This window comes from Eisenbergiella porci, assembly GCF_009696275.1.
In the GTDB taxonomy this organism is placed as follows: Bacteria; Bacillota; Clostridia; order Lachnospirales; family Lachnospiraceae; genus Eisenbergiella; species Eisenbergiella porci.
On record NZ_VUMI01000022.1, the window covers coordinates 53,050 to 72,972 of the forward strand.

A 19,923-nucleotide genomic window follows, 5' to 3' on the forward strand; every position below is an offset into this window, starting at 1 on the left:
CGCCGGAATAACCTGCAGAAGTCAGAATACCCTTGTCGTCCATTTGGTGCAGTCCCAGACATCGGTTGCCAGCCCGTCATAAAATTCAGGTTCGTGACAAACCATGAGAATGCTTCCCCTGTACTCCTGAAGCGCGCGCTTCAGTTCGGCCTTTGCATCCACGTCCAGATGGTTGGTAGGCTCGTCCAGAAGCAGGATGTTGGTTTCCTTATTGATGAGCTTGCACAGACGTACCTTTGCCTGCTCGCCGCCGCTTAAGACCTTTACCATGCTTTCGATATGTTTTGTGGTCAGCCCGCATTTCGCCAGGGCGGAGCGGACCTCATACTGGGTGAAACCGGGGAATTCCTGCCAGATTTCCTCAATACAGCTGGTGGATATATCCGGCGGCATCTCCTGTTCAAAATAGCCTATGCTCAGATAATCCCCCTGCTCTACGGCGCCGGAAAGAGGCGGGATCAGGCCGAGTATACTTTTTAAAAGCGTGGTTTTACCTATGCCGTTGGAACCGATGAGGGCGATTTTCTGACCCCGTTCCATGGACAGGTTCAGCGGCGTGGAAAGCGGATCGTCATAACCGATCACCAGATCCTGCGTGGTAAAAATGTAACGGCCGGGGGTACGGGCCTCTTTAAAATGAAATTCCGGCTTAGGCTTTTCGCCGGCAAGCTCAATCACATCCATTTTATCCAGTTTTTTCTGACGGGACATGGCCATGTTCCTGGTGGCGACCCGTGCTTTGTTTCTGGCTACAAAATCCTTGAGATCCGCAATTTCCTTCTGCTGCTTGTTGTAAGCGGCCTCCAGCTGCGACTTTTTCATGGCATAGACTTCCTGGAATTTGTCATAATCCCCTACATAGCGTGTCAGGGCCTGGTTATCCATGTGGTAAATCAGGTTGATAACGCTGTTTAAAAAAGGAATGTCATGAGATATCAGGATAAAGGCGTTTTCATAATCGTTCAGATACCGTTTCAGCCATTCGATATGTTCTGCATCCAGATAGTTGGTAGGTTCGTCAAGGAGAAGGATATCGGGTTTCTCCAAGAGCAGCTTGCCAAGCAGAACCTTGGTGCGCTGCCCGCCGCTTAAGTCGGCCACATCCTTGTCCAGTCCGATATCCGCAAGGCCCAGGGCGCGCCCCACTTCCTCCACTTTGGCGTCTATCATATAAAAATCATGCATGGTAAGCATATCCTGGATTGTGCCCAAATCTTCCATATATACTTCCAGCTCTTCCGGGGTGGCTTCCCCCATCTTATCGCATATTTCATTCATCTGAGCTTCCATTTCAAACAGGAAGGAAAAGGCGGAAGCCAGAGTTTCCCGGATGGAAGTGCCCTTTTCCAGTACCGTGTGCTGATCCAGATAGCCCACACGGACATTTTTGGCCCATTCCACTTTGCCTTCATCAGGCATAAGCTTTCCGGTGATAATATTCATAAAGGTAGATTTCCCCTCGCCGTTGGCGCCGATCAGGCCAATATGCTCTCCCTTGAGCAGGCGGAAGGAAACATCATGAAAAATGGCTCTGTCTCCAAAGCCATGGGAAAGATGTTCAACATTTAAAATACTCATACGGACATTCTCCTATAATACAGCTATAATGTTCTATGCGGGAGCGGCCCGTTCCGGCGGTTAAGTGCCGTTGCGGAGCGTCCGACGACGCAAGTATATCATAAGAAACGCCTGTTGACCAGAGGTTTATCAGCGCAGCTACCGCACGATTATTTTCACCGCGGATCATGGCGGACATGGAAAGCACAGGTTTTCCCGGCCGCGGCCAGCTGCTCACACAGCCCGTTTACAGGACGGACCTGAGGAACATAGGTATTGGTAAGAATGCCGTGACGATCAGGTGAAACACTGTGGAATAGCGACATATGACAGGGGAGCGTAACGGAAGGATAAACGGTTTCTGTTTCCAGGGAATAACTTCCCAGCTTCAGCAGCCGCTGTCCATAAGGATGGCCGCAGGTGGTTAATGCATCGGGACGGAAACCGTCCGCAAGGATGAGGATTACTTTCTGATTCATATACTGTGCCTTTCTGTCCGCCTTTTGCCAGCCTGCACTATTATCTGATCCAAAATATCAATAAGAGCGCGCTGCACCGCCACCAGCTCATGAATGTGATCGCTGATACCAAAATCCAGGCATATCCACCTGGTTATTGTCTCTGCACCCCCATCCACTTCCCGAATAATAATCCCTCCCTTCCCGTCCTCCCTTCATAGCCTGCCCGCCCGGTTCGCCTTCCGGACTTTCGGGGGCCAACCCCCAGCGGCGGCCAGGACCCCGAAAGTCCGGAAGGCGAACCGGGGCCCCACCCCCCTTATGTTAAATCTGAGTGAAACTTTCTTTAAGATTTTATGTATTTTGTTGTAAATATGGATATATACGTATATGATGGGTGGAAGAAATGGGAAAATGCGGCATCCTCCTGAGAGGAAGTTTACATAACATGTTGGAAAAGGAAAGAAAGGAGCTGATGAAATGAAGTTCAGGGAAGATGGAACTTTTCATATATTACAGTTTGCAGATATACAGGAATTGCCTGAGGCGTCGGAGGATACCATGGCGCTTATCAGAAGAGCGCTGGATACGGCCCGGCCGGATCTGGTGGTGCTCACCGGTGATCAGCTGAAGGGCTACAGCCGTGCATTCAGGAAGAAGCCCGGGCAGACAGAAAAAGCAATACGGGGCATACTGGAGCCGATTGTGTCCAGGGGCATCCCCTTTGCCGTAACCTTTGGGAACCATGACAGGCAGAGCGGAATGAGCAACGAGGAACAGATGGGAATTTACCGCAGAATTCCGGGCTGTGTGGACTGGCTGAACAGCCGGGGACAGGAGATACTTCATGGGCCGGAGGAAGGCACCTTTGCCATAGGGATACAGAATTTTGAAGAGACAAAGACGGTGATGGCCGTTTACCTGCTGGATTCCCAGGGTGACGCCGCCGGCGGTGGCTGTCAGACCCTCCATCCCAAGCAGATCTACTGGTACAAGGCGGCAAGGGATACCTTCGCGCAGGTTCATGGCGGCCTGGTGCCGGGAATTGTGTTCCAGCACATTCCCATGCCCGAGTATTACCGGCTTCTGCGCAGAGTGGATAAGAAAACCAGGGGCGCAATCCGTACCTACCGTACCCATGCCAACGAGTATTACCTTCTGGATGAGGAAAAATGCGATGGCGGCAGCTTCCGGGAGGCGGTAAGCGCGCCTGACAACAATGCCAGGGAATTTGAAAGCCTTCGTGAAAAAGGAGATATTTTTGCCGTATACTGCGGTCATGATCACAGAAACAGCTTTGTGGGAAACTGGGGCGGAATTGATTTGGGCTATACGCCCTCCTGCGGTTTTCATGATTATGGCGACGGTGTCAGCCGGGCGGTCAGGGAACTGATATTCCATGAGGAAAATCCGGCGGACTATGAGACAAGGCTGCTGACCTATAAGGAACTGGTGGGAAGCAGGCCGTCGCATCCCTTTCGGGATTTTGTATACAGCCATATCCCGGCTACCAGAGAGGAGGCGCTGGAAAAGGTAAAAAAGTATCTGCTTTTTACCGGACTGGCGATAGCGGTGGTGCAGACGTTAAGGAGCGCGGCCAAAAAGAACGGCGGAAAGAAATAGAATAAAAAGACATGGCGGAGGACACCGGAAAAAGGTGCCCTCCGTTATTTTTTCCCTGAAAAAGACATCCTGCAAAATCAAGAGCCTTCAGGAAAGTCCGCATACGCCGTAAAACAGCAAAATGCCGCATTTGGCAATACCGCGCCGCAAAAGCCGAACAGGAAACGGTTGGGCGAAGGAATTGGATTGTAAGAAAATTGTAAGAGTTTTATCGGAATTTTAACAAGATTTGTCCTTTAAGATCAGGGTAAAGAAAACAGGACAGCAAGGCCTGAGGAAAGGATAATTTATTATGAAAAGAAAACCGGGAATGAAAACGCTTGCCCTGCTTTTGACAGCGGGCATGCTTTTTACAGGCTGCGGAGGAAGAGCGGGAAATACATCGGAGGAAGAACCGGAAACAGGCGGCAGCGGAAAAACCATGGGGAGATATATGGAGGAAGCGGTGGGGATGCCGGAGGATATGATGCGCAATGCCGGAATAACCCGTCTGACGGACGGCAGTCTCCAGATATTTGACTATAATAACGGCCCCTGCATTTCCCAGGATGAAGGCAGAACCTGGACAAGGAAATACGACGACTGGATGGGAATGGTTGGAAACGCTTACTATATGACTGCTGCAATGGCGAAGGACGGCACGTTGTTTTTAATGTACAGCAGCTACGAAGAATCGGCTGATGAGGAAACGGAACAGGCATCAGAAACTGACAATCTGTTTAAAATGGATTACCGCTATATGATAGTTTCTCCGGAAGGAGAGATGCGGGATCTTCCGGTCCCCTTTAATCTGGACAATTATGAAATCCTCACAAATTGCTGGTACACACCGGATAACAGACTGTTTGCCAGCCAGGGCGGAGCCGTTTATGAAATCAATCAGGAGGACGGAGCGTTAACTAGGCTGTTTGACACGGAAGGGGACGTGGAGTTGGCCTGTTTTTCGGAAACACGGATGGCGGCATTTACGACTACCAGGGCCTACAGCTATGATTATGTCAATGGAGAACTCCTGGAACAGGATGACGAGCTGGACAGCTTTGTGCAAAAACAGATGACCGATGGTATGGATACGATTTTTTATACCAGCGGAAATTATAAGTTCATTGCCGCATTAGATAAGGAAAACAACCTGTACCTGGGCTGTGACGAAGGTATTTACAGCTATAAGGAGGGAGAGGGCATAAAGCTGCTGCTGGAAGGCGGACTTTGCTCCCTGGCAGATCCTTCCGTAGCCAAATACGGTATGCTTGCAGAGGACGGGCCTGTATTCCTCATGCTTTTAGGAAGCGGTGTTTCCCGGTTTGCTTTTGATGAAACAGTGCCTTCCGTACCGGATAAGGAGCTGCTTGTATACAGCCTGAAGAAAGACAGAACCATCCAGCAGGCGGTATCTGCTTATCAGAAGGAGCACAATGATGTTTATGTAAGATATGAGGTTGGCATGTCCGGAGATAATGGGCTGACCGCAGAGGATGCAGTCAAAGCGCTGAATACGGAAATCATGGCGGGAAAAGGGCCTGATGTGCTTTGTTTGGACGGACTTCCGCTGGATTCCTACTTATCAAAGGGAATGCTGGCCGACTTAAGTGATACTCTGAAGGCAGCAGAGGAAAAGGAAGAGTTCTTTAACAATATCACAAGAGCATTTGAAAAAGATGGAAAAATTTACGCGCTTCCCACCCGTTTCCGGATCCCCCTTCTTGTGGGAGAACAGGAAACCCTGGCGGGAATCCAGGATCTAAAATCCTTCGCGGATGCCTGTGAAAAACTCAGGGCGGAAAGCCCGGATGGTTCCATTCTGTCCGCTTATCAGCCTGATATTGTACTCCGTATGCTGGCCCTGGCCTGTGAGCCTTCATGGAGCAGGGAGGATGGTACACTGGAAGAGGCGGCGGTACAGGAATTTTTAACCCAGGCAAAACGGATTTATGATGCGGAAATAAGCGGCATCTCCGAAAGCGATATGGAGGATTTCCTGGAATCCAACAGAAGCAGAGGGGATGAAGGCGGAAGCTACGCGGAAACCGCGCTTGATATTTCCTTCAGTATTATGAATTTCCTGACAAGATCCCAGGAACAGTTCGGGTTGGGGAATACTCAGCAGGTGAGCCTTGACTTTACCAATGTAATTTCTATTCCCAGGGTAAGAAAGGAAATCGTCTTTACTACGCCTTCCTTCCAGAATTCAAAGGTTTTCCAGGCGGAATCCATTATGGGCGTATCCACCAAAGCGGCCCGGCCGGAAATGGCGAAGGATTTTATACAGACGCTTTTATCCTACGAGGTAATGGCCTCACAGGAGGAACCGTATCCGGTAAATAAGGCCAGCTTTGATCGGATGTTCTATACGGAAATGGATCTGGACACTCCGTTTGGCGCCTATGATATTGCAAAGGAGGACGGAAGCGTGCTCATGCTGGATTTGTACTGGCCCAATGAAGAGGAACAAAAAAGCCTGAAGAATCTGGTTTCTTCCCTGGATACGCCTTATCTTCCTGACAGCAGAATTGAACAGGCCGTTGTGGCGGCAGGCACACAGGTGCTGAACGGCAAACTGGGTGTGGAAGAAGGAGTGGCGCAGATAAAGCAGAAGGTACAGCTGTATCTGGCTGAATAGGAAAATGAGGAAACAAAGAAGAAACAAGAATATTGCCTGTCTGTATTTTCTGCTTCCAAGCTTTCTGGGGGTCATCGTGTTTGTGCTGGCCCCCTTTGCGGATGTCTGCAGGCGTTCCTTAACGACCGCGGTGACAGGGGAATTCAGAGGAATTGACAATTATAAACAGGTATTTGAAAATAAGGCGTTTTGGCTGGCAGCGGGAAATACGGCAAAATTAGTTCTTGTCTGCCTGCCGCTGCTCATCGGGCTGGGCCTGATTATCGCCTGTTTTCTCAGCCGTTTTACCCGGATACATTTTCTGAAATCTGCCTTTCTCTTTCCCATGGCGGTGCCGGCGGCCACGGTAGTGCTGGTTTGGAAGCTGATTTTTGACAGGCAGGGGTTTTTGAATCTGTTTCTTACCAGGCTGGGGGAAGCGGCATACAGCGCAGGGGTGCTGCAAAGCGCCCCTGTGTTTGACATTGATTATATGGGGACGGGCGCGGCTTTCTGGGTGCTGGTGTTCAGCTACATATGGAAAAATCTCGGGTATACGGTAGTGCTGTGGCTTACGGGAATCCTGTCCATTTCCACGCAGATACGGGAAGCGGCCAGGGTTGACGGGGCCGGGGAATTCACGTGCTTTGTCAAGATAATCATGCCCAATCTGAAACCTGTCCTTTATACGATTACCGTGCTTTCCTTCCTGAATACTTTCAAGGCCTTCCGGGAGGCTTATCTGGTGGCAGGATCGTATCCGGATGAAAGCATGTATCTGTTGCAGCATCTGTTCAATAACTGGTTTACAAATCTGGATTTTGACAAGATGGCGGCGGCAGCAGTTATCCTGGGTTTTATACTGTTCGCGGCGATACTGCTTCTGCAGAAGCTGTGGGACGAAGGAGAGTGAAAGGCATATGAGGGGTGTTGGCATCCAAAATCGAAGGAAGAAAAGCGGGCATATATATGCCCTGGCCGGAAAGATATGCAGACAGACGGCAAGAGCATTATTAATGGGGGTTCTTATTTTTACCGGCCTGTTTACCTGCTCTCCTGTTCTGCTATTGCTTTCAGGCTCCATGACCGGGGAATATGAGCTGACACAGGCGTTTAAAGCAGTGCTTTCCGGGGGAAGCGGTTTTATTAACTGGACGGTGCTGCCGGAGTTTCCCACACTGGAGTGGTATCGGAGGTTGCTTTTTTATTCTCCCCAGTTTTTTATCCTGTTCTGGAATTCTATCAAAATGGTGCTCATCATCCTGGCGGGCCAGCTGGTGATAGCGGTGCCGGCGGCATGGGCCTTTGCGGTTTACAGATTTCCTTTCCGCAGGCTTTTGTTTACCCTGTATATTGTTTTAATGCTGATGCCATTTCAGGTGACCATGCTGTCTTCATATCTGGTGCTGGACCGGCTGCGTCTTATGGATACGCAGGCTGCCGTCATACTTCCTGTCATTTTTTCCACTTTTCCTGTGTTTCTGATTTACAGAGGGTTCTGCAGCATTCATCCCGGGCTGCTGGAGGCTGGAAGGATAGACGGCGCAGGAGAGCTTGGACTTTTTGTAAGGATAGGGCTTCCGTTGGGCTCCTCGGGAATCCTTTCCGCATTTGTGCTGGGCTTTCTGGAGTATTGGAATATGATTGAGCAGCCGCTCACCTTTTTAAAGAGTAAAGAATTGTGGCCGCTGTCCTTATATCTGCCCGAAATCGGGCTTACGCAGGCGGGCTTTGCATTTGCCGCATCGGTGGTGACGCTGATCCCCGCGGTCTTTGTTTTTCTGCTGGGACAGGATTATCTGGAACAGGGGATTGCTATGAGCGGATTGAAGGAATAGGAGAGATAAGTCATGGAATTTCTGAAGAAAAAGAAAAAAATCCTGTATGCCGGCTGTGTATTTTTTGTGATTATGTTTTTGTGCACGCTGTTATCAAAGGGGATTTACGGAGCGAGTCTGCCGCAGGTGGAGACGGAAAAGCCGGAAAAAAGGGCACTCGGCCATATGGTGGAGGCGGAAGGTATGGTAACAGCCAACCGGGAGGTGGCTGTGGATACCGTCAGCGGCCTGAAGGTCAATCAGATTTATGTAAACCTGGGAGACAGCATTTCTGCGAATACATTGTTGTTTGATGTGGATCAGGAGGATTTAAAGGAAAAAATATCGGAACAGGAGCTTGCGATCAAAAAGCTGGAGATGAGCAATGAGCAGGCAAGGCAGCAAAAGGAGCTTGATGCCCAGAAGGAGCTGCTGGCCCAGAACCGTTCTCTGGAGGATTATGCGCTTGCGGATACGGAGGAGGATAGGAAAATAGAGCAGGCGGGGGATGCTGTGGCGAAGGCGGAAAAAAAGCTGGATGACCATCTGAATAACCAGCCCAGGCAGACCCCGGATGAGGAACGGAACCAGAAAAAAGAGGAGTATAAGGACTGGGACAGCCGGATGAAGGATTTACAGAAGCAGCAGATAAGCGCAAATTCGGAGCTGGAAGCGGCTAAGGCGGAGGAAGAGGCGGCCCGGAAGGCGCTGGATGATTATATCGCCGCCCACGGTGATTTCGGCGGCGGGGACGGTGACAGCGGATCTGATAGTTCGGGCGAGGATAACAACAGCGGATCCGGCAGCTCCGGTGGCAGCCCGGACAGCCATGACGGTGGACAGGAGGCGGTCCGGGAAAATACGGCGCAAAGCAGGGAAGGCCAGGCATCAGGCGGCAGTGTAAGCGGGAATGATGGCGGTTCGGATGGCAGTGGAACAGCTGGGGGTGATTCAACTGGCGGCGATTCGGTTGGTGGTTCAGATGATGGTGGATCAGCCGGCGATGGTTCCAGTACCGGCGGCGGTTCGGACAGCGGTGAAGCATCTGATAATGGCGGGACACCAGATGGCGGGGAAGACAACACCGGCGGCGGTTCCGGCCCTGCGGCGGATCCTGAACGAGAGCGGCTGGAGGAAGCGCTGAAGGCGGCTGAAGCCAGGAGAGAAAGCGCGGAAAGAAGAGTTAAAAGCATAGAAGAGAAGCTGGCGAAGGGAAATGTAGATCCAAAGACCAAGCCGGACTATGCAATCGAAGATTCTGCCTGGGAAAACTGGGAGAGTACAAAGAAAAGCCTGGAGGATTCCGTAGACAGTGCAAAGCAGAATCAGGAAAACAGCGTTTGGGATAAGCTGGACGCCATGCTTGAGGCAAAGCGGAAGGTAGAGGACTCAACGCTTGCAGCGAATCCGGATCTGACTCTGGAAATGAACCAGACGGAGATTGCCTACCGGAATGAAATCCTGCAGAAGTACGTGCAGCTCCAAAAAGCAGACGGACAGGTATTCAGCGAGGATAACGGCATCGTAACCAAAATCAAAATATCCTCCGGAGAAAGAGTGCCGGACGGCGCTTCCGTGGTTCTGGCCGATCTGGATGAAAGCTTTAAATTCCGGACTACGCTCACCAGGGAGGAAAAGAAGTATGTGGATATCAATGATACGGTTTCCCTGAAGCTGGGTAACAGCGGCAGAACTGTGGAAGGACAGGTTGCCTATCTGGCGGAAAGCGAAAGCACGCCGGGCGGCTATGACGCCATAGTTTACCTGCCCCCCGGCGAAGGCGCGGTAGGACAGAGTGGAACCATGACGGCTTCCTCTCAGTCACAAAGCTATCCCCTGACTATTCCGGCAAAGGCAGTTTATACTGATAACGGCATTTCTTATGTTTTTGTACTCAGAAAACAGCAGGGAATTTTGGGGGAAGAACTTGCCGCAAGCCGCGTAAACGTAAATGTACTGGACAAGAACAATAAATTTGCCTCCATTGAAGAAGGAACAATAGATGCGGATACGGAAATTATAGTAGATACGACAAAAGCCCTTGAAGAGGGGGCGGTGGTACGTTACGGCAGTAGGAAGGAATAGCGGTTATTTTTTACTGTTAATTTGAAGGGCAACCGTCTATCGGCAGCACCTATATAATATAATCATGGCACTGCCTTGCCTGATTTGCAATATTTTCAGGAAACAAGATTAAAAAATATGCAGAAAAAATACGGGAAACCCTTTGACAAAGCCAAAGGCGCCTGTTATTATAGGGGCAGTGACTGAAGCTGTGTCATTCGGACATGTGTAAAGCTTCAGTTACAGAAAGAAAGAGAGGAAAATGTATGTTAATTGCAGCCAATGTGAGGAAGACAGGCGAATAGCGTGTTAAGGCAGAGACGGGGTTTTTGCGTCGTTCCCTCTGGGAGTCTGCCCTGATGAGTTCCGAACAGGTTGCGTAGACACATACTTTAAAAGTATAGAAGGCATAATCCTGATTGCGGGGTTATGCCTTTCCTTGTCTTCCCACAAATCTGAAAAACAATTGAAAGAAACAAAAACAGGCGGCGGTTCAGCCGTCTGAACTGTAAGAAAAATGGGGAGAATCAATATTATGAACGAAAACAACGATATGAATGAAATGCTGGAATTTCGCAGAATAAAAGAAATGCTGGTAAAAAATGCAATGACGGAAAAGGCCGCGCAGCGGTTTGAACAAATGGAGCCTTTCCTGGATCAGGCCAGGGCGGAGGCCGCCCTGCAGGAGACGACAGAGGCAAGGAAGGTTCTGGATGCACTGGGAACCCCGCCCTTTTCGGATACGGCAGGAGTAAGGGAAGCCGCCCAGGAGGCAAAAGCGGGAAGGATGCTGACCCCGGATCAGCTGGAGAGCGTCAGGCAGTTTGCCGTACTTTCCCTGCGGCTGACCCGTTACCTGGGCCGATGCAGGGATCTTGCCCCCGGTATGGCCGGATTTGCCGCCGGCTTCCAGGACTTAAGCGCGCTTCAGGAAGAGATCGAACGCTGTATCCGGGGCGGCCGTGTGGATGATTATGCCAGTAAGACACTACGCAGCATACGCCAGAAAAAGGAACAGGCGGAGGGGCAGATCAGGGCAAAGCTGGACACCATGCTCCGCAGCAGCCGGAAGTATTTTTCGGAAAGCTTTGTTTCCATGAGAAACGGCAGGTTCACATTGCCTGTAAAAAAAGAATATAAAAGCCAGGTCCCCGGAACCGTAGTGGATGCTTCGTCCACAGGCGCAACCTTTTTTATAGAGCCAACCGCGGTATCAAAGCTCCGCGAGGAACTTGGCCTTCTGGAAACGGCGGAGGAAAACGAGGAAAAAATCATACTCTATACCCTGTCGGCCCTGGTAGGGGATAATCTGGATGCCGTTTCCGTAAATCTGGAATATATGGAGGAGCTGGATTTTATTTTTGCAAAGGGTAAGCTGAGCGCGGATATGCAGGCCAGACAGCCTTCTTTAAATACCCGGCGTTTTATCCGTATTGTGAACGGAAGGCACCCTCTTCTTACCAGCGAAAACCCGGTGCCATTGAATGTGGAGTTTGGGGGAAAGACCCAGGGCGTCATAATTACAGGACCCAATACCGGAGGAAAAACAGTGGCACTGAAAACGGTGGGACTGCTCTCCGTCATGGCCTGCTGCGGACTTCATATACCCTGTGAGGAAGCGGATTTGGCTATGAATGCGGATATTTTCTGCGATATCGGGGACGGGCAGAGCATTTCGGAAAATCTCTCCACCTTCTCCGCCCATATTAAAAATATTATACGCATCCTGCAGAAAGCCGACAGGGAAAGCCTGGTGCTGCTGGATGAGCTTGGATCCGGAACTGATCCGGCGGAAGGTATGGGAATTGCGGTGGCGGTTTTGGAAGAACTGAGAAAACGGGGCTGCCTGTTCCTGGTAACCACCCATTATCCGGAGGTAAAGGAATACGGCGAACGAACAGAGGGCGTGATCAATGCCAGAATGGCCTTTGATAAAGAAAGCCTGAAGCCGCTGTACCGGCTGGAACTGGGCGAAGCGGGAGAAAGCTGTGCTTTTTATATCGCCAGGCGCTTGGGAATGGCAGAAGAAACCCTGGAGACAGCCTGGAAAGCCGCCTATGGAAGCGGTGAAAAAAACAAACGCTCCCTGCCCGACCTCATGGAAACGTCCGGACCACAGGCGATGGAGGGCGGCAGCCTGGATAAATCAAAAAAAAGACCGCAGAAGTCCCGGATTAGGTCGAAGGAGGATGCGCAGAATTCCTGCAAAGTAAAGGCTGAAGAGATAAAAGGCCGTTTCTCCATGGGAGACAGCGTCATGGTATATCCCCAGAGAAAGCTGGGAATCGTATATGAGCCGGCGGATGATAAGGGCGATGTAGGAGTGCAGATCCAGAAGAAAAAAATGAGGATCAATTACAAAAGGCTTCAGCTGAAGGTAGCCGCGGCGGAAATGTACCCGGCGGATTATGATTTCTCCATTATTTTTGATACCGTGGAAAACCGGAAGGCCAGGCATCAGATGGACAGGAAATTCGTACCCGGCCTGGAAATTAGATATGAAAAGGAAGAGGACGGAAAATAGTACCATATATCTCACAGCAGGCTTCACCTTCCGCGGGGAAGGGAAGCCTGCCTTCTTTTTATAGCTTCTGCACAGGAAGAGAGATACATCCGCCCGTCCTGGTATCCGCGCCGAAGTTAAAGGCGGGAGCCAGCTTTGGAGCATAGCGGTACCCAAAGCGTTCCGGCTGATATGTCTCGCTTGCCTGGAAGACAAGCTCGATGGCGGTACAGTAATCCTCTTCATTTTCATAGGGAGGAGACTGGAAGTAAAGATAATCACAGGGAGGAAGCTCGATAAGGCTGCAGCCCTCAGGAATTTTGACAACCGCATCCGCATCCAGCTCCACGCCTGCGGCGGTTTCCGTACTGCCTTCCGGTATCAGGGACGGCGGAAGCGTTATCAGGGCTGCCGTCTCCAGGCGGCTGGGAATGCTGTTAAAAAGCCCCTCCCACTCACAGCCCACTTCCTCACAGAACGAAAAATAATCATGTGCTTTCTTCGCATACATTACAAGAAGCTTCCGTGCGGGCTTGCTGATAACTGTAACGGTGCAGAGGGAGGGAGACGCCTTGGTCTCATTGTTCAGATTGTTTTCATTTTCCATTTGTTTCTTCTCCTTTTGCCTCAGATAGGAGTAATAATGCTTTATGGGATATTGGATAAAGAGCGGAATCGGAGTCTGGCCGTTGCGGTAGCACGAAGGCGTGGTGCCGAACAGCTTTTCAAAGGCCCGTGTATATCCCTCATGGCTTTCATAGTCCGTATCCAGGGCGATGTCAAGAATGTTGGCATCCGTTTTAATCAGAGATTCCGCGCTTGCTGTCATCTGTACGGCCCGTACATATTCCTCCGGCGTCTTATAAAGAAGCTCTTTGAAAATACGGCAGGCGTGCCTTTTGGAATAACCGGTGGAGGCATACAGCGCATCCATGCTGAAATCTTCGTCCATACAGTGTTCACGGATGTAATTCTGCATCCTCGAGGCCAGATCTATTTTGTCCCATTGCATGTTTTGTTCTCCTTCATTTATCAGAATAACAGCGTGGCTGTTAAAAATCTTGACATGGATGGACATGGTGAAATGCTTTGCGGAAAATAATAATGTTCTTCATTAGTATATCATATCCGCTCCGCGGATATAGGCCTTAGGTGGAATTCAGCGCCTGGATTTCTGCGGCGGCGGTCCGTTTTTTCCTGGATACGGTATATGAGCCTCACTGGAACCATTATAAAGAAGAGTTCGGCAGTACCTTTGTAGGCTTTTTTCCGATGAGCCGGAGCTTGGAAACTGCTCCGGGGAGTATGGGTACAACGCTGTCATCGGACAGCCCGACATGCGTCTTCCCTGGGGAGAAGAGCTGGACGGCATGGTGAAGGGGCTGTGGGGGACGGAACCGGACATTTTTTCAAAGCGCTGTGGGGACAGCATATGTCCGGAATTGATGTGGTACTGCAGCAGATCCGCCCCGGCTATGATAGGAATGAGTTTTACAATATTGGGGGAAAAGGGATATATAACGGTACCTTCTTTCACTATGGCCTTGCAAAAATGGGGGCTTCTCTGGGCCATCTGGATCCGAAGAAAAAGGGAAGAACCATGTGCGAGGTTTATGGCGCCTATGGCTGGAGTGAAGGGCTGAAGCTGATGAACGGTTTTACGGATGGAAAAACGAGGGGGCCCGGACGGATAAACAGGACAAAATGGCTGGAGAACGCCTGAAAAAAGGGTCTGTCGCAGAATGGAACCATCTGGTGAAGGTGGAGGAAGCACATACGTCCGATGATTCCGGCAGCTTTTATTCCTGCGCCTGCGGTGAGGAAAGCAGGCTGCTCGCTTATCTGGATGAGGCGATGGAACGGGATATTTTCTGTGAAAATACGTCCCCTTATTTGAGGTGTTACCATTATAAACACCAGAACGGGGATTTTATTTTCTTTTTTAATGAAGCGCCGTTTCTTTCCGTGGAAAGCGTCATAACCCTGAAGGGATATGAGCCGGGAACGGAGAATGCCTGCTGGTATGATGCGTTTGATAACCGTCTGGAGCCGGTACAGAGGGATAACGACGGAAAAATTATGCTGCGGCTTGCGCCCGGCGAAGCGTCGGTGCTTTATCTGGGAGAGCCGCAGGAGCATCTGCCCCGCTGTAAGGAAGTCAGGCGGGGAAGGGTAATGGAACTGGATGATGGCTGGAGGTTGGCCTTCCGAAGCTTTAAGGAAAAAGCTTTTGCCGAAAACAGGGGGCTGGCAGAAGCGTACGATGAAAAGAGCGGTAAGGCAGGAGCATCTGCCGGCGCTGCTTCCGGCAGGCTGTACAATATCACAGCAGCGGAAGGCATGGAGGAATTTGCGGGAACAATCAGATATGAGGCGGATTTTATGTGGGATCCGGATCGCGATGGGGAAATGCTTTCGATTGATTTTGGAGCTGTCTATGAAACGCTGGAGGTATGGCTGAACGGCGAAAAGGAGGCCGTGCGTATTGCGCCGCCCTACAGCTGCAGCATCACCGGAGTCGTGAAGGGCAAAAACCGGCTGACAGTATATGTCACCAATACGCTCGTACACAAATACCGCGATTTCTTCTCCGTGACCATGCCTGTGGAAGGAAGCGGCCTGCTGGGACCGGTCCGCGCGGAAGGATATTGGGAGTAAAATATCCCTCCGCCCATCCAGAAAGCATACGGGCTTTATACCATTCTGTAAAGCCCGTTTTCGGTCAGTTCATAAACTACCGACACCACTTCCCCAATATATTTCCGGTCGTGGGAAATACTGATTATCGCGCCGTCGAAGCTTTTGAGCACCTGACGGATTACCGGACCGGAAAGCGGGGAAAAATTCCGTGTAGGTTCATCCAGTATCAATACATTGCAGCCGTCCAGACTCATTTTCAGGAACAAAAGCTTTGCTTTCTGCCCGCCGGAAAGCTCCCGGATACAATGGGACATTTCATCTGCCGTATACCGCATGCTGCCCAGATAGGTGCGGATCATGGTCTGCTCCGCCTTATCACCCTTAGCGGAAAGAAATTCCACGGGATTCTGATCCATATTTAAAAGCTCTTCATAATCCTGGGGCATATAGGCGGCTTTTAAATCCGGACGGGACAGAAGCAGGGCGGCGATCTGTTTCAAAAGCGTGGTTTTTCCCGCGCCGTTTCTTCCCACAATACATATTTTTTCGGGGCCTGCAATCCGGAGTGAAATGTGGGAGGCAAGAACCCGGCCGCCCGCAGACAGCGTTTCCTGCGTATAATCCAGTACAATTTTACCGTTAGGTATCCTGGTTTCCGGCGTTATTTTTACAAAAATCGCCTTTTCCATATCCGGAGCCTGCGTCATATCCTCTTTTTCCCGTTCAAAACGATGCTCCTGGGATTTGACAGCCTTCATTTTTTTCTTAAGCAGGCGGCCGCCATGGGGATCCTGGCGGCTGATTCCGTTCTGCATTGCTTCCACGCGCTGCTCAATCTGGCGGAAGCGTTCCATTTGCTTACGGTATTCCCGACGTTCATTCTGCGCCAGCTGCTCCTGACGCTCAAATGCCGCTTCGCGGCTGCTGATGTATTTCCGGTAGGGCATTCTGACAATGGTATGGCGTGGCCTGGTCTTACGCATGATCTGCTCCAGGTGTATGATAACGTTGGCGGTATTTTCAATCAGAGTCTCATCGTGGGAGACAAAAAGCACCGATTTTCCGCAGCTGTTGATGAAATGCTCCAGCCATTCCAGCGTTTCAATATCAATATCGTTTGAAGGCTCGTCCAGAAGATAGATATCAGGACTGCCCATCTGCAGCGCAGCAATCTGCAGCTTAACCTTTTCTCCGCCGGAAAGCGTTCCGCAAAGCTGGTCGGAGTAAAAAAAGTCTGCGGGAAGCATAAGCTGTGAAGCGATAGCTGCCAGCTCTTTCGGGGATAAATCAGTAAAGGCAGGCGTTCCGACACAATAGCTGTAGATGGTTTCTTTTTTCCAGGCATCGGGAAATTCCTGGGGAAGATATCCAAGCAGTGTTCCCTGGGTGAGTATCTGGCCGGTATATTCCACATAGTCAGAGACAAGTGAGGCATCATAAATCAGCTTCAGCAGGGTGGATTTTCCGTTGCCCTCCTCACTGATAATTACCGCCCTGTCCCCCGTGTTCAGTGTAAAATTAAAATCCTCCAGAAGAGGACGGAGGTCCTTTTTGTGTGTGATTGTCAGATTCTTTATCTGTAGCATTCATCATCAGCTCCTTTTAAACGCAGTATGTAAATTTACCGGGAAAATACGCCTGCCGAAAGGATATAAAAAAATCCACATTCCGTCTGCCGCCGGATGTGGATTTTAATGTTATTTACATAATGGACAACGCTGCCGGTGCCGTAAAAAAACACCGCCCGGCCTTCCGGAACACACGGAAAGGACCTGGTTTATGCGCTGAAATCTATTATGAAAATGCTGAAAATCCGAAAATGGCAACAAACGAAAGCAGGCGCGTTCGTGTCTAAAACCTCTGTAATCCCGCGTCTCACTATTGTTTACTGTTAACCTGGTTTTATAACCAGTTACCTGGAGTATGTTTGAAAAATCATTCCTGCGTCCGCCGCCTGCGATAGCAGGCTCTCTGCTTTACGTGGCAGGTCCCCCTGGTTTAATCCCCAGGCTTGCTGCGCTTCATGGATAGCAGGCCAATACCTCATGAATGGTACTGTTCATCCTGCAGAAAGTAATTTCAAAATACACTCCCATACCAAATTCAGATTATTTCCGCATTTCTTCTCCTGTCTGCCTGTTATGTCAGGCTGTCAATTCAAAACACTGCTAAATGATGATGGTTATTCTTCAGCCGTTGTCTTTTTCTCTTTTTTGAACTCAGCAACGCTGATTCCCCATCAATATAACATGTTCATTTCGCTTTGTCCAGCCCTAAAATGACAGGCCTGAATGCGGATCAGCTGTCAGCTCAGGCCTGTTATTTTAGAGTTGGACAAAGCGCGGCCTCAGATAATGCCAAACCTGACAAGCTGGATGCGGAGCGCCTCAGCTTCCTCTGCGACCCTGGGAACGATTGGATCCACATGGGCGTCATGATAATGCATCAGCTCTGTGAACAATTCATAGAAGCAGTTTTTTAATGCAAAGTTTTCACTGAGCCGGACTCTTTGACTGTATTGCTCCAGCAGCCCGTAATCCCTGCCGTTGGCATTGTCCAGCTGGTACAGATCCATCTCGGCATCGGCAAAGCAGCAGTTAAAGGGATCAATCACCCCGGACACCCGGGAAAGATCCTCGCTGAGGAGCAGGTTCCAGGTATTGTAATCCCCGTGAATCAGGGATGCCTTTGCGACAGGAAGATAGAAAATGTCATCTATCCTCTCATAGGCCCTGTCCATCAGGAAAAATACATCCTTTTCCAGCTTTCCGCTTCGGTAAAGGAGCTCTGCCTTTTTCAAATCCTCCCCGGCCTTCCTGCGGTAACAGGACAGCCAGTCCTTCTCAGGGGAGGGGGCATTGATCTTCCCAAAACCTCCGGGATTGCAGGTATTGTGCCAGGCGATAAGGTTATCAATCATTACGGCGCCCAGTTTTTTCATATCCTCTTTGGAAAACCTTATTTCACCTCCCGCATTGATTCCCTCCAGGAACTCCATGGCAAGTGCGTCATAGGGGATGAGGCTGTCATTTACACGGACAAAATAGACCTTCGGCATGGGCAGAAGTGCGGTGCTGTGCAGCAGATTCAGCTGCGTTTCCTCCTGCAGGGCCAGCCCGGGATAAAGATAAAGCTTAATTACCACCCGAAACGGAGCTTCCGGCAGCACTGCCAGAAAGACCCTTCCATAAAACCCGCCGCCGAGGGCTTTGACGGAGAGGGGCAGAGTGTGATAATGTTCTTCGATTACTGCACTTACATAAGCTTCCATTTGAATTCTCCTGTCTGTATATGCTTGGACTGCATATGAAAAGGGACTTAAAAATATTAAGTGATATAAAGAAAAATATTAATAAATAAAGAAAAATATCGTAAATATCCGATTGTTTTCCTGGAGCTATCTGTTAACTACCTTCTCAGCTGCTGTCATCATCCATCCCGAATTGTCTTTGGAAATGGATTCTTCCGCCTCTGATTTCTCTGCTTATGGTCGGCGAAGTAAATGCAGATGTGCTGAAAATGGGGAAACTGGGAAAACATTACCCCGGATGCCTGTCATCAGAAAAACCATGCTGTGGGAAGTAAAAACAGATAAGGGGCGGTAAATACGGCAAGGGAAAGCGCAAGCTTCTTCCGTATGGCCGTATCCGGCACAGCCTTCTTCAACGCCAGCCTGAAATTCAACTGATAAATGCAGATACCGCTGATAAGGATACAGGCCGCCGTCCAAAGGAATGCGGGCAGAGTTTCAAAAGGATCAAGCGCCACGGCATTTGTCATATTTTCGTACCACCATGCCCCCAGCGGAGACTGGTAATCCAGGAAGGAATCTATGAGTACAGCACAAACCATCACTGCGGTGCCGATAAAATCAGAAACAAACCCGGAAACCCATATTTTCAGAACAGCCTTTTTGGCGATTTCCTTTCTGCCGTCCAGCTTAAGGCAGCGCATGGTCAGCGAAAGGACAAGCAGATCAATCAACAGGTTCGCCGGAAGCACCACAATCCAGGTCACGGGAAAAATCCACAGCAGCCACAGAGGGAAAATCACATTATGAAGAACTATGCCATGTTTTTTCTTTAGACGGCAATTCTTTAAATTATTAAGAAAATCGACAAGATATGTTTCCATTTTTAATAATTTTCTCCATTTCTACAAAAAATACAAATAAATTTTAAATATACCTGCAACAGCATCAAACACTGCAGCGAAGAGCAAGGCCGACAGCATGTTTCCTACACGGAATTTTTTGCCGAAAGCAAGATTCACACCCACACAGAAAATCGGCACATTCCCGGTAAAGGAAAGATCGGAGACGATCTGCGGTGTGAGGACAGGTTCCAGAAACCCGGCAAAAATTGTGATGCCGCCCTGCCACAGTCCCACCGGAAGTGCGGTAGGGACGCGATGAGAAGCATGGTGCCCGTAGTTTCCAGTGTGCCGTTCTCCACGCGGAGAATGCCCTTCAACGCTCCTGATATGCCAATAAAAATGGTGCATACCCCAAGGGCCTGCATGAGTATCTGCTGAAAACGTTCCTTCAGCCCTCCCTTCAAAAGCATGCCAAGGCCGCCGCCTAATATGACGGCCGCTACATTGATAATTGTACCTAAACCCCTCATGTCTGTCTCCTGTAATAAATATTTGCCGGTAAGGGCA

16 protein-coding genes are annotated in these 19,923 nt (G+C 49.9%); 8 read left to right on the forward strand and 8 right to left on the reverse strand.

Annotated elements, in window-relative coordinates; translation table 11 throughout:
• Positions 1–21: 21 nt before the first annotated feature.
• Entirely contained in the window at positions 22–1,578 is a 1,557-nt protein-coding gene (locus FYJ45_RS14405; RefSeq protein WP_154465288.1) for an ABC-F family ATP-binding cassette domain-containing protein, read from the reverse strand.
• A 155-nt stretch (positions 1,579–1,733) separates the two neighbouring features.
• A complete protein-coding gene (locus tag FYJ45_RS14410; protein ID WP_154465290.1) occupies positions 1,734–2,036 on the reverse strand; it encodes an alkaline phosphatase family protein in 303 nt (100 codons plus the stop codon).
• A gap of 459 nt (positions 2,037–2,495) precedes the next feature.
• Between FYJ45_RS14410 and FYJ45_RS14415 the strand changes: the two genes are divergently transcribed.
• From FYJ45_RS14415 to FYJ45_RS14440, 6 genes are all read left to right on the forward strand, one after another.
• A complete protein-coding gene (locus FYJ45_RS14415) occupies positions 2,496–3,638 on the forward strand; it encodes a metallophosphoesterase family protein (RefSeq protein WP_025488067.1) in 1,143 nt (380 codons plus the stop codon).
• A 292-nt stretch (positions 3,639–3,930) separates the two neighbouring features.
• Entirely contained in the window at positions 3,931–6,258 is a 2,328-nt protein-coding gene (locus tag FYJ45_RS14420) for an ABC transporter substrate-binding protein (protein ID WP_154465291.1), read from the forward strand.
• A 4-nt stretch (positions 6,259–6,262) separates the two neighbouring features.
• Complete coding sequence (locus FYJ45_RS14425; protein ID WP_154465292.1) at positions 6,263–7,150, forward strand: carbohydrate ABC transporter permease; 888 nt, start codon at positions 6,263–6,265, stop codon at positions 7,148–7,150.
• Positions 7,151–7,253: 103 nt separating this feature from the next.
• Positions 7,254–8,075, forward strand: a complete 822-nt coding sequence (locus FYJ45_RS14430) for a carbohydrate ABC transporter permease (RefSeq protein WP_276890248.1) — start codon at positions 7,254–7,256, stop codon at positions 8,073–8,075.
• Between the two features lie 12 nt (positions 8,076–8,087).
• Positions 8,088–10,139 (forward strand): efflux RND transporter periplasmic adaptor subunit, encoded by a 2,052-nt coding sequence (locus FYJ45_RS14435; protein WP_154465296.1) that lies wholly within the window; start codon positions 8,088–8,090, stop codon positions 10,137–10,139.
• A 514-nt stretch (positions 10,140–10,653) separates the two neighbouring features.
• Positions 10,654–12,642, forward strand: a complete 1,989-nt coding sequence (locus tag FYJ45_RS14440; RefSeq protein ID WP_235930814.1) for an endonuclease MutS2 — start codon at positions 10,654–10,656, stop codon at positions 12,640–12,642.
• A gap of 58 nt (positions 12,643–12,700) precedes the next feature.
• Here FYJ45_RS14440 and FYJ45_RS14445 read toward each other — a convergent pair whose 3' ends face one another.
• Positions 12,701–13,633: a helix-turn-helix domain-containing protein gene (locus tag FYJ45_RS14445; protein ID WP_195841820.1), complete on the reverse strand. Its 933-nt coding sequence runs from the start codon at positions 13,631–13,633 to the stop codon at positions 12,701–12,703.
• A gap of 372 nt (positions 13,634–14,005) precedes the next feature.
• Between FYJ45_RS14445 and FYJ45_RS14450 the strand changes: the two genes are divergently transcribed.
• Together FYJ45_RS14450 and FYJ45_RS14455 are read left to right on the forward strand one after the other, a co-directional pair.
• Entirely contained in the window at positions 14,006–14,344 is a 339-nt protein-coding gene (locus FYJ45_RS14450; RefSeq protein WP_154465300.1) for a hypothetical protein, read from the forward strand.
• On the forward strand, positions 14,326–15,279 hold the full coding sequence (locus FYJ45_RS14455) for a hypothetical protein (RefSeq protein ID WP_154465302.1): 954 nt from the start codon (positions 14,326–14,328) through the stop codon (positions 15,277–15,279). Before FYJ45_RS14450 ends, FYJ45_RS14455 begins: the two co-directional genes overlap by 19 nt.
• Before the next feature lie 35 nt (positions 15,280–15,314).
• On the opposite strand, the gene FYJ45_RS14460 is transcribed toward FYJ45_RS14455, so the two are convergent.
• From FYJ45_RS14460 to FYJ45_RS14475, 5 genes are all read right to left on the reverse strand, one after another.
• Positions 15,315–16,847 (reverse strand): ATP-binding cassette domain-containing protein, encoded by a 1,533-nt coding sequence (locus FYJ45_RS14460; protein ID WP_154465304.1) that lies wholly within the window; start codon positions 16,845–16,847, stop codon positions 15,315–15,317.
• A gap of 761 nt (positions 16,848–17,608) precedes the next feature.
• Positions 17,609–18,532 (reverse strand): phosphotransferase family protein, encoded by a 924-nt coding sequence (locus FYJ45_RS14465; protein WP_154465306.1) that lies wholly within the window; start codon positions 18,530–18,532, stop codon positions 17,609–17,611.
• Between the two features lie 287 nt (positions 18,533–18,819).
• On the reverse strand, positions 18,820–19,395 hold the full coding sequence (locus FYJ45_RS14470; protein WP_235930815.1) for a hypothetical protein: 576 nt from the start codon (positions 19,393–19,395) through the stop codon (positions 18,820–18,822).
• 21 nt (positions 19,396–19,416) lie between these two features.
• Positions 19,417–19,629, reverse strand: coding sequence for a DUF554 family protein (locus tag FYJ45_RS31770; protein WP_321170241.1), 213 nt, complete (start codon positions 19,627–19,629; stop codon positions 19,417–19,419).
• On the reverse strand, positions 19,530–19,886 hold the full coding sequence (locus FYJ45_RS14475) for a DUF554 family protein (protein WP_320620785.1): 357 nt from the start codon (positions 19,884–19,886) through the stop codon (positions 19,530–19,532). The genes FYJ45_RS31770 and FYJ45_RS14475 overlap by 100 nt, the downstream gene beginning before the upstream one ends.
• Positions 19,887–19,923 lie beyond the last annotated feature (37 nt).

Bases quoted from the DNA above. Each gene is read 5' to 3' on its own strand.
- FYJ45_RS14410 (WP_154465290.1), bottom strand. From the start codon at position 2,036: ATGAATCAGAAAGTAATCCTCATCCTTGCGGACGGTTTCCGTCCCGAT.
- FYJ45_RS14470 (WP_235930815.1), bottom strand. From the start codon at position 19,395: ATGGAAACATATCTTGTCGATTTTCTTAATAATTTAAAGAATTGCCGT.
- FYJ45_RS14445 (WP_195841820.1), bottom strand. From the start codon at position 13,633: ATGCAATGGGACAAAATAGATCTGGCCTCGAGGATGCAGAATTACATC.
- FYJ45_RS14420 (WP_154465291.1), top strand. From the start codon at position 3,931: ATGAAAAGAAAACCGGGAATGAAAACGCTTGCCCTGCTTTTGACAGCG.
- FYJ45_RS14405 (WP_154465288.1), bottom strand. From the start codon at position 1,578: ATGAGTATTTTAAATGTTGAACATCTTTCCCATGGCTTTGGAGACAGA.
- FYJ45_RS14460 (WP_154465304.1), bottom strand. From the start codon at position 16,847: ATGCTACAGATAAAGAATCTGACAATCACACACAAAAAGGACCTCCGT.
- FYJ45_RS14425 (WP_154465292.1), top strand. From the start codon at position 6,263: ATGAGGAAACAAAGAAGAAACAAGAATATTGCCTGTCTGTATTTTCTG.
- FYJ45_RS14435 (WP_154465296.1), top strand. From the start codon at position 8,088: ATGGAATTTCTGAAGAAAAAGAAAAAAATCCTGTATGCCGGCTGTGTA.
- FYJ45_RS14455 (WP_154465302.1), top strand. From the start codon at position 14,326: ATGGCTGGAGAACGCCTGAAAAAAGGGTCTGTCGCAGAATGGAACCAT.
- FYJ45_RS14430 (WP_276890248.1), top strand. From the start codon at position 7,254: ATGGGGGTTCTTATTTTTACCGGCCTGTTTACCTGCTCTCCTGTTCTG.
- FYJ45_RS14440 (WP_235930814.1), top strand. From the start codon at position 10,654: ATGAACGAAAACAACGATATGAATGAAATGCTGGAATTTCGCAGAATA.
- FYJ45_RS14415 (WP_025488067.1), top strand. From the start codon at position 2,496: ATGAAGTTCAGGGAAGATGGAACTTTTCATATATTACAGTTTGCAGAT.
- FYJ45_RS14475 (WP_320620785.1), bottom strand. From the start codon at position 19,886: ATGAGGGGTTTAGGTACAATTATCAATGTAGCGGCCGTCATATTAGGC.
- FYJ45_RS14465 (WP_154465306.1), bottom strand. From the start codon at position 18,532: ATGGAAGCTTATGTAAGTGCAGTAATCGAAGAACATTATCACACTCTG.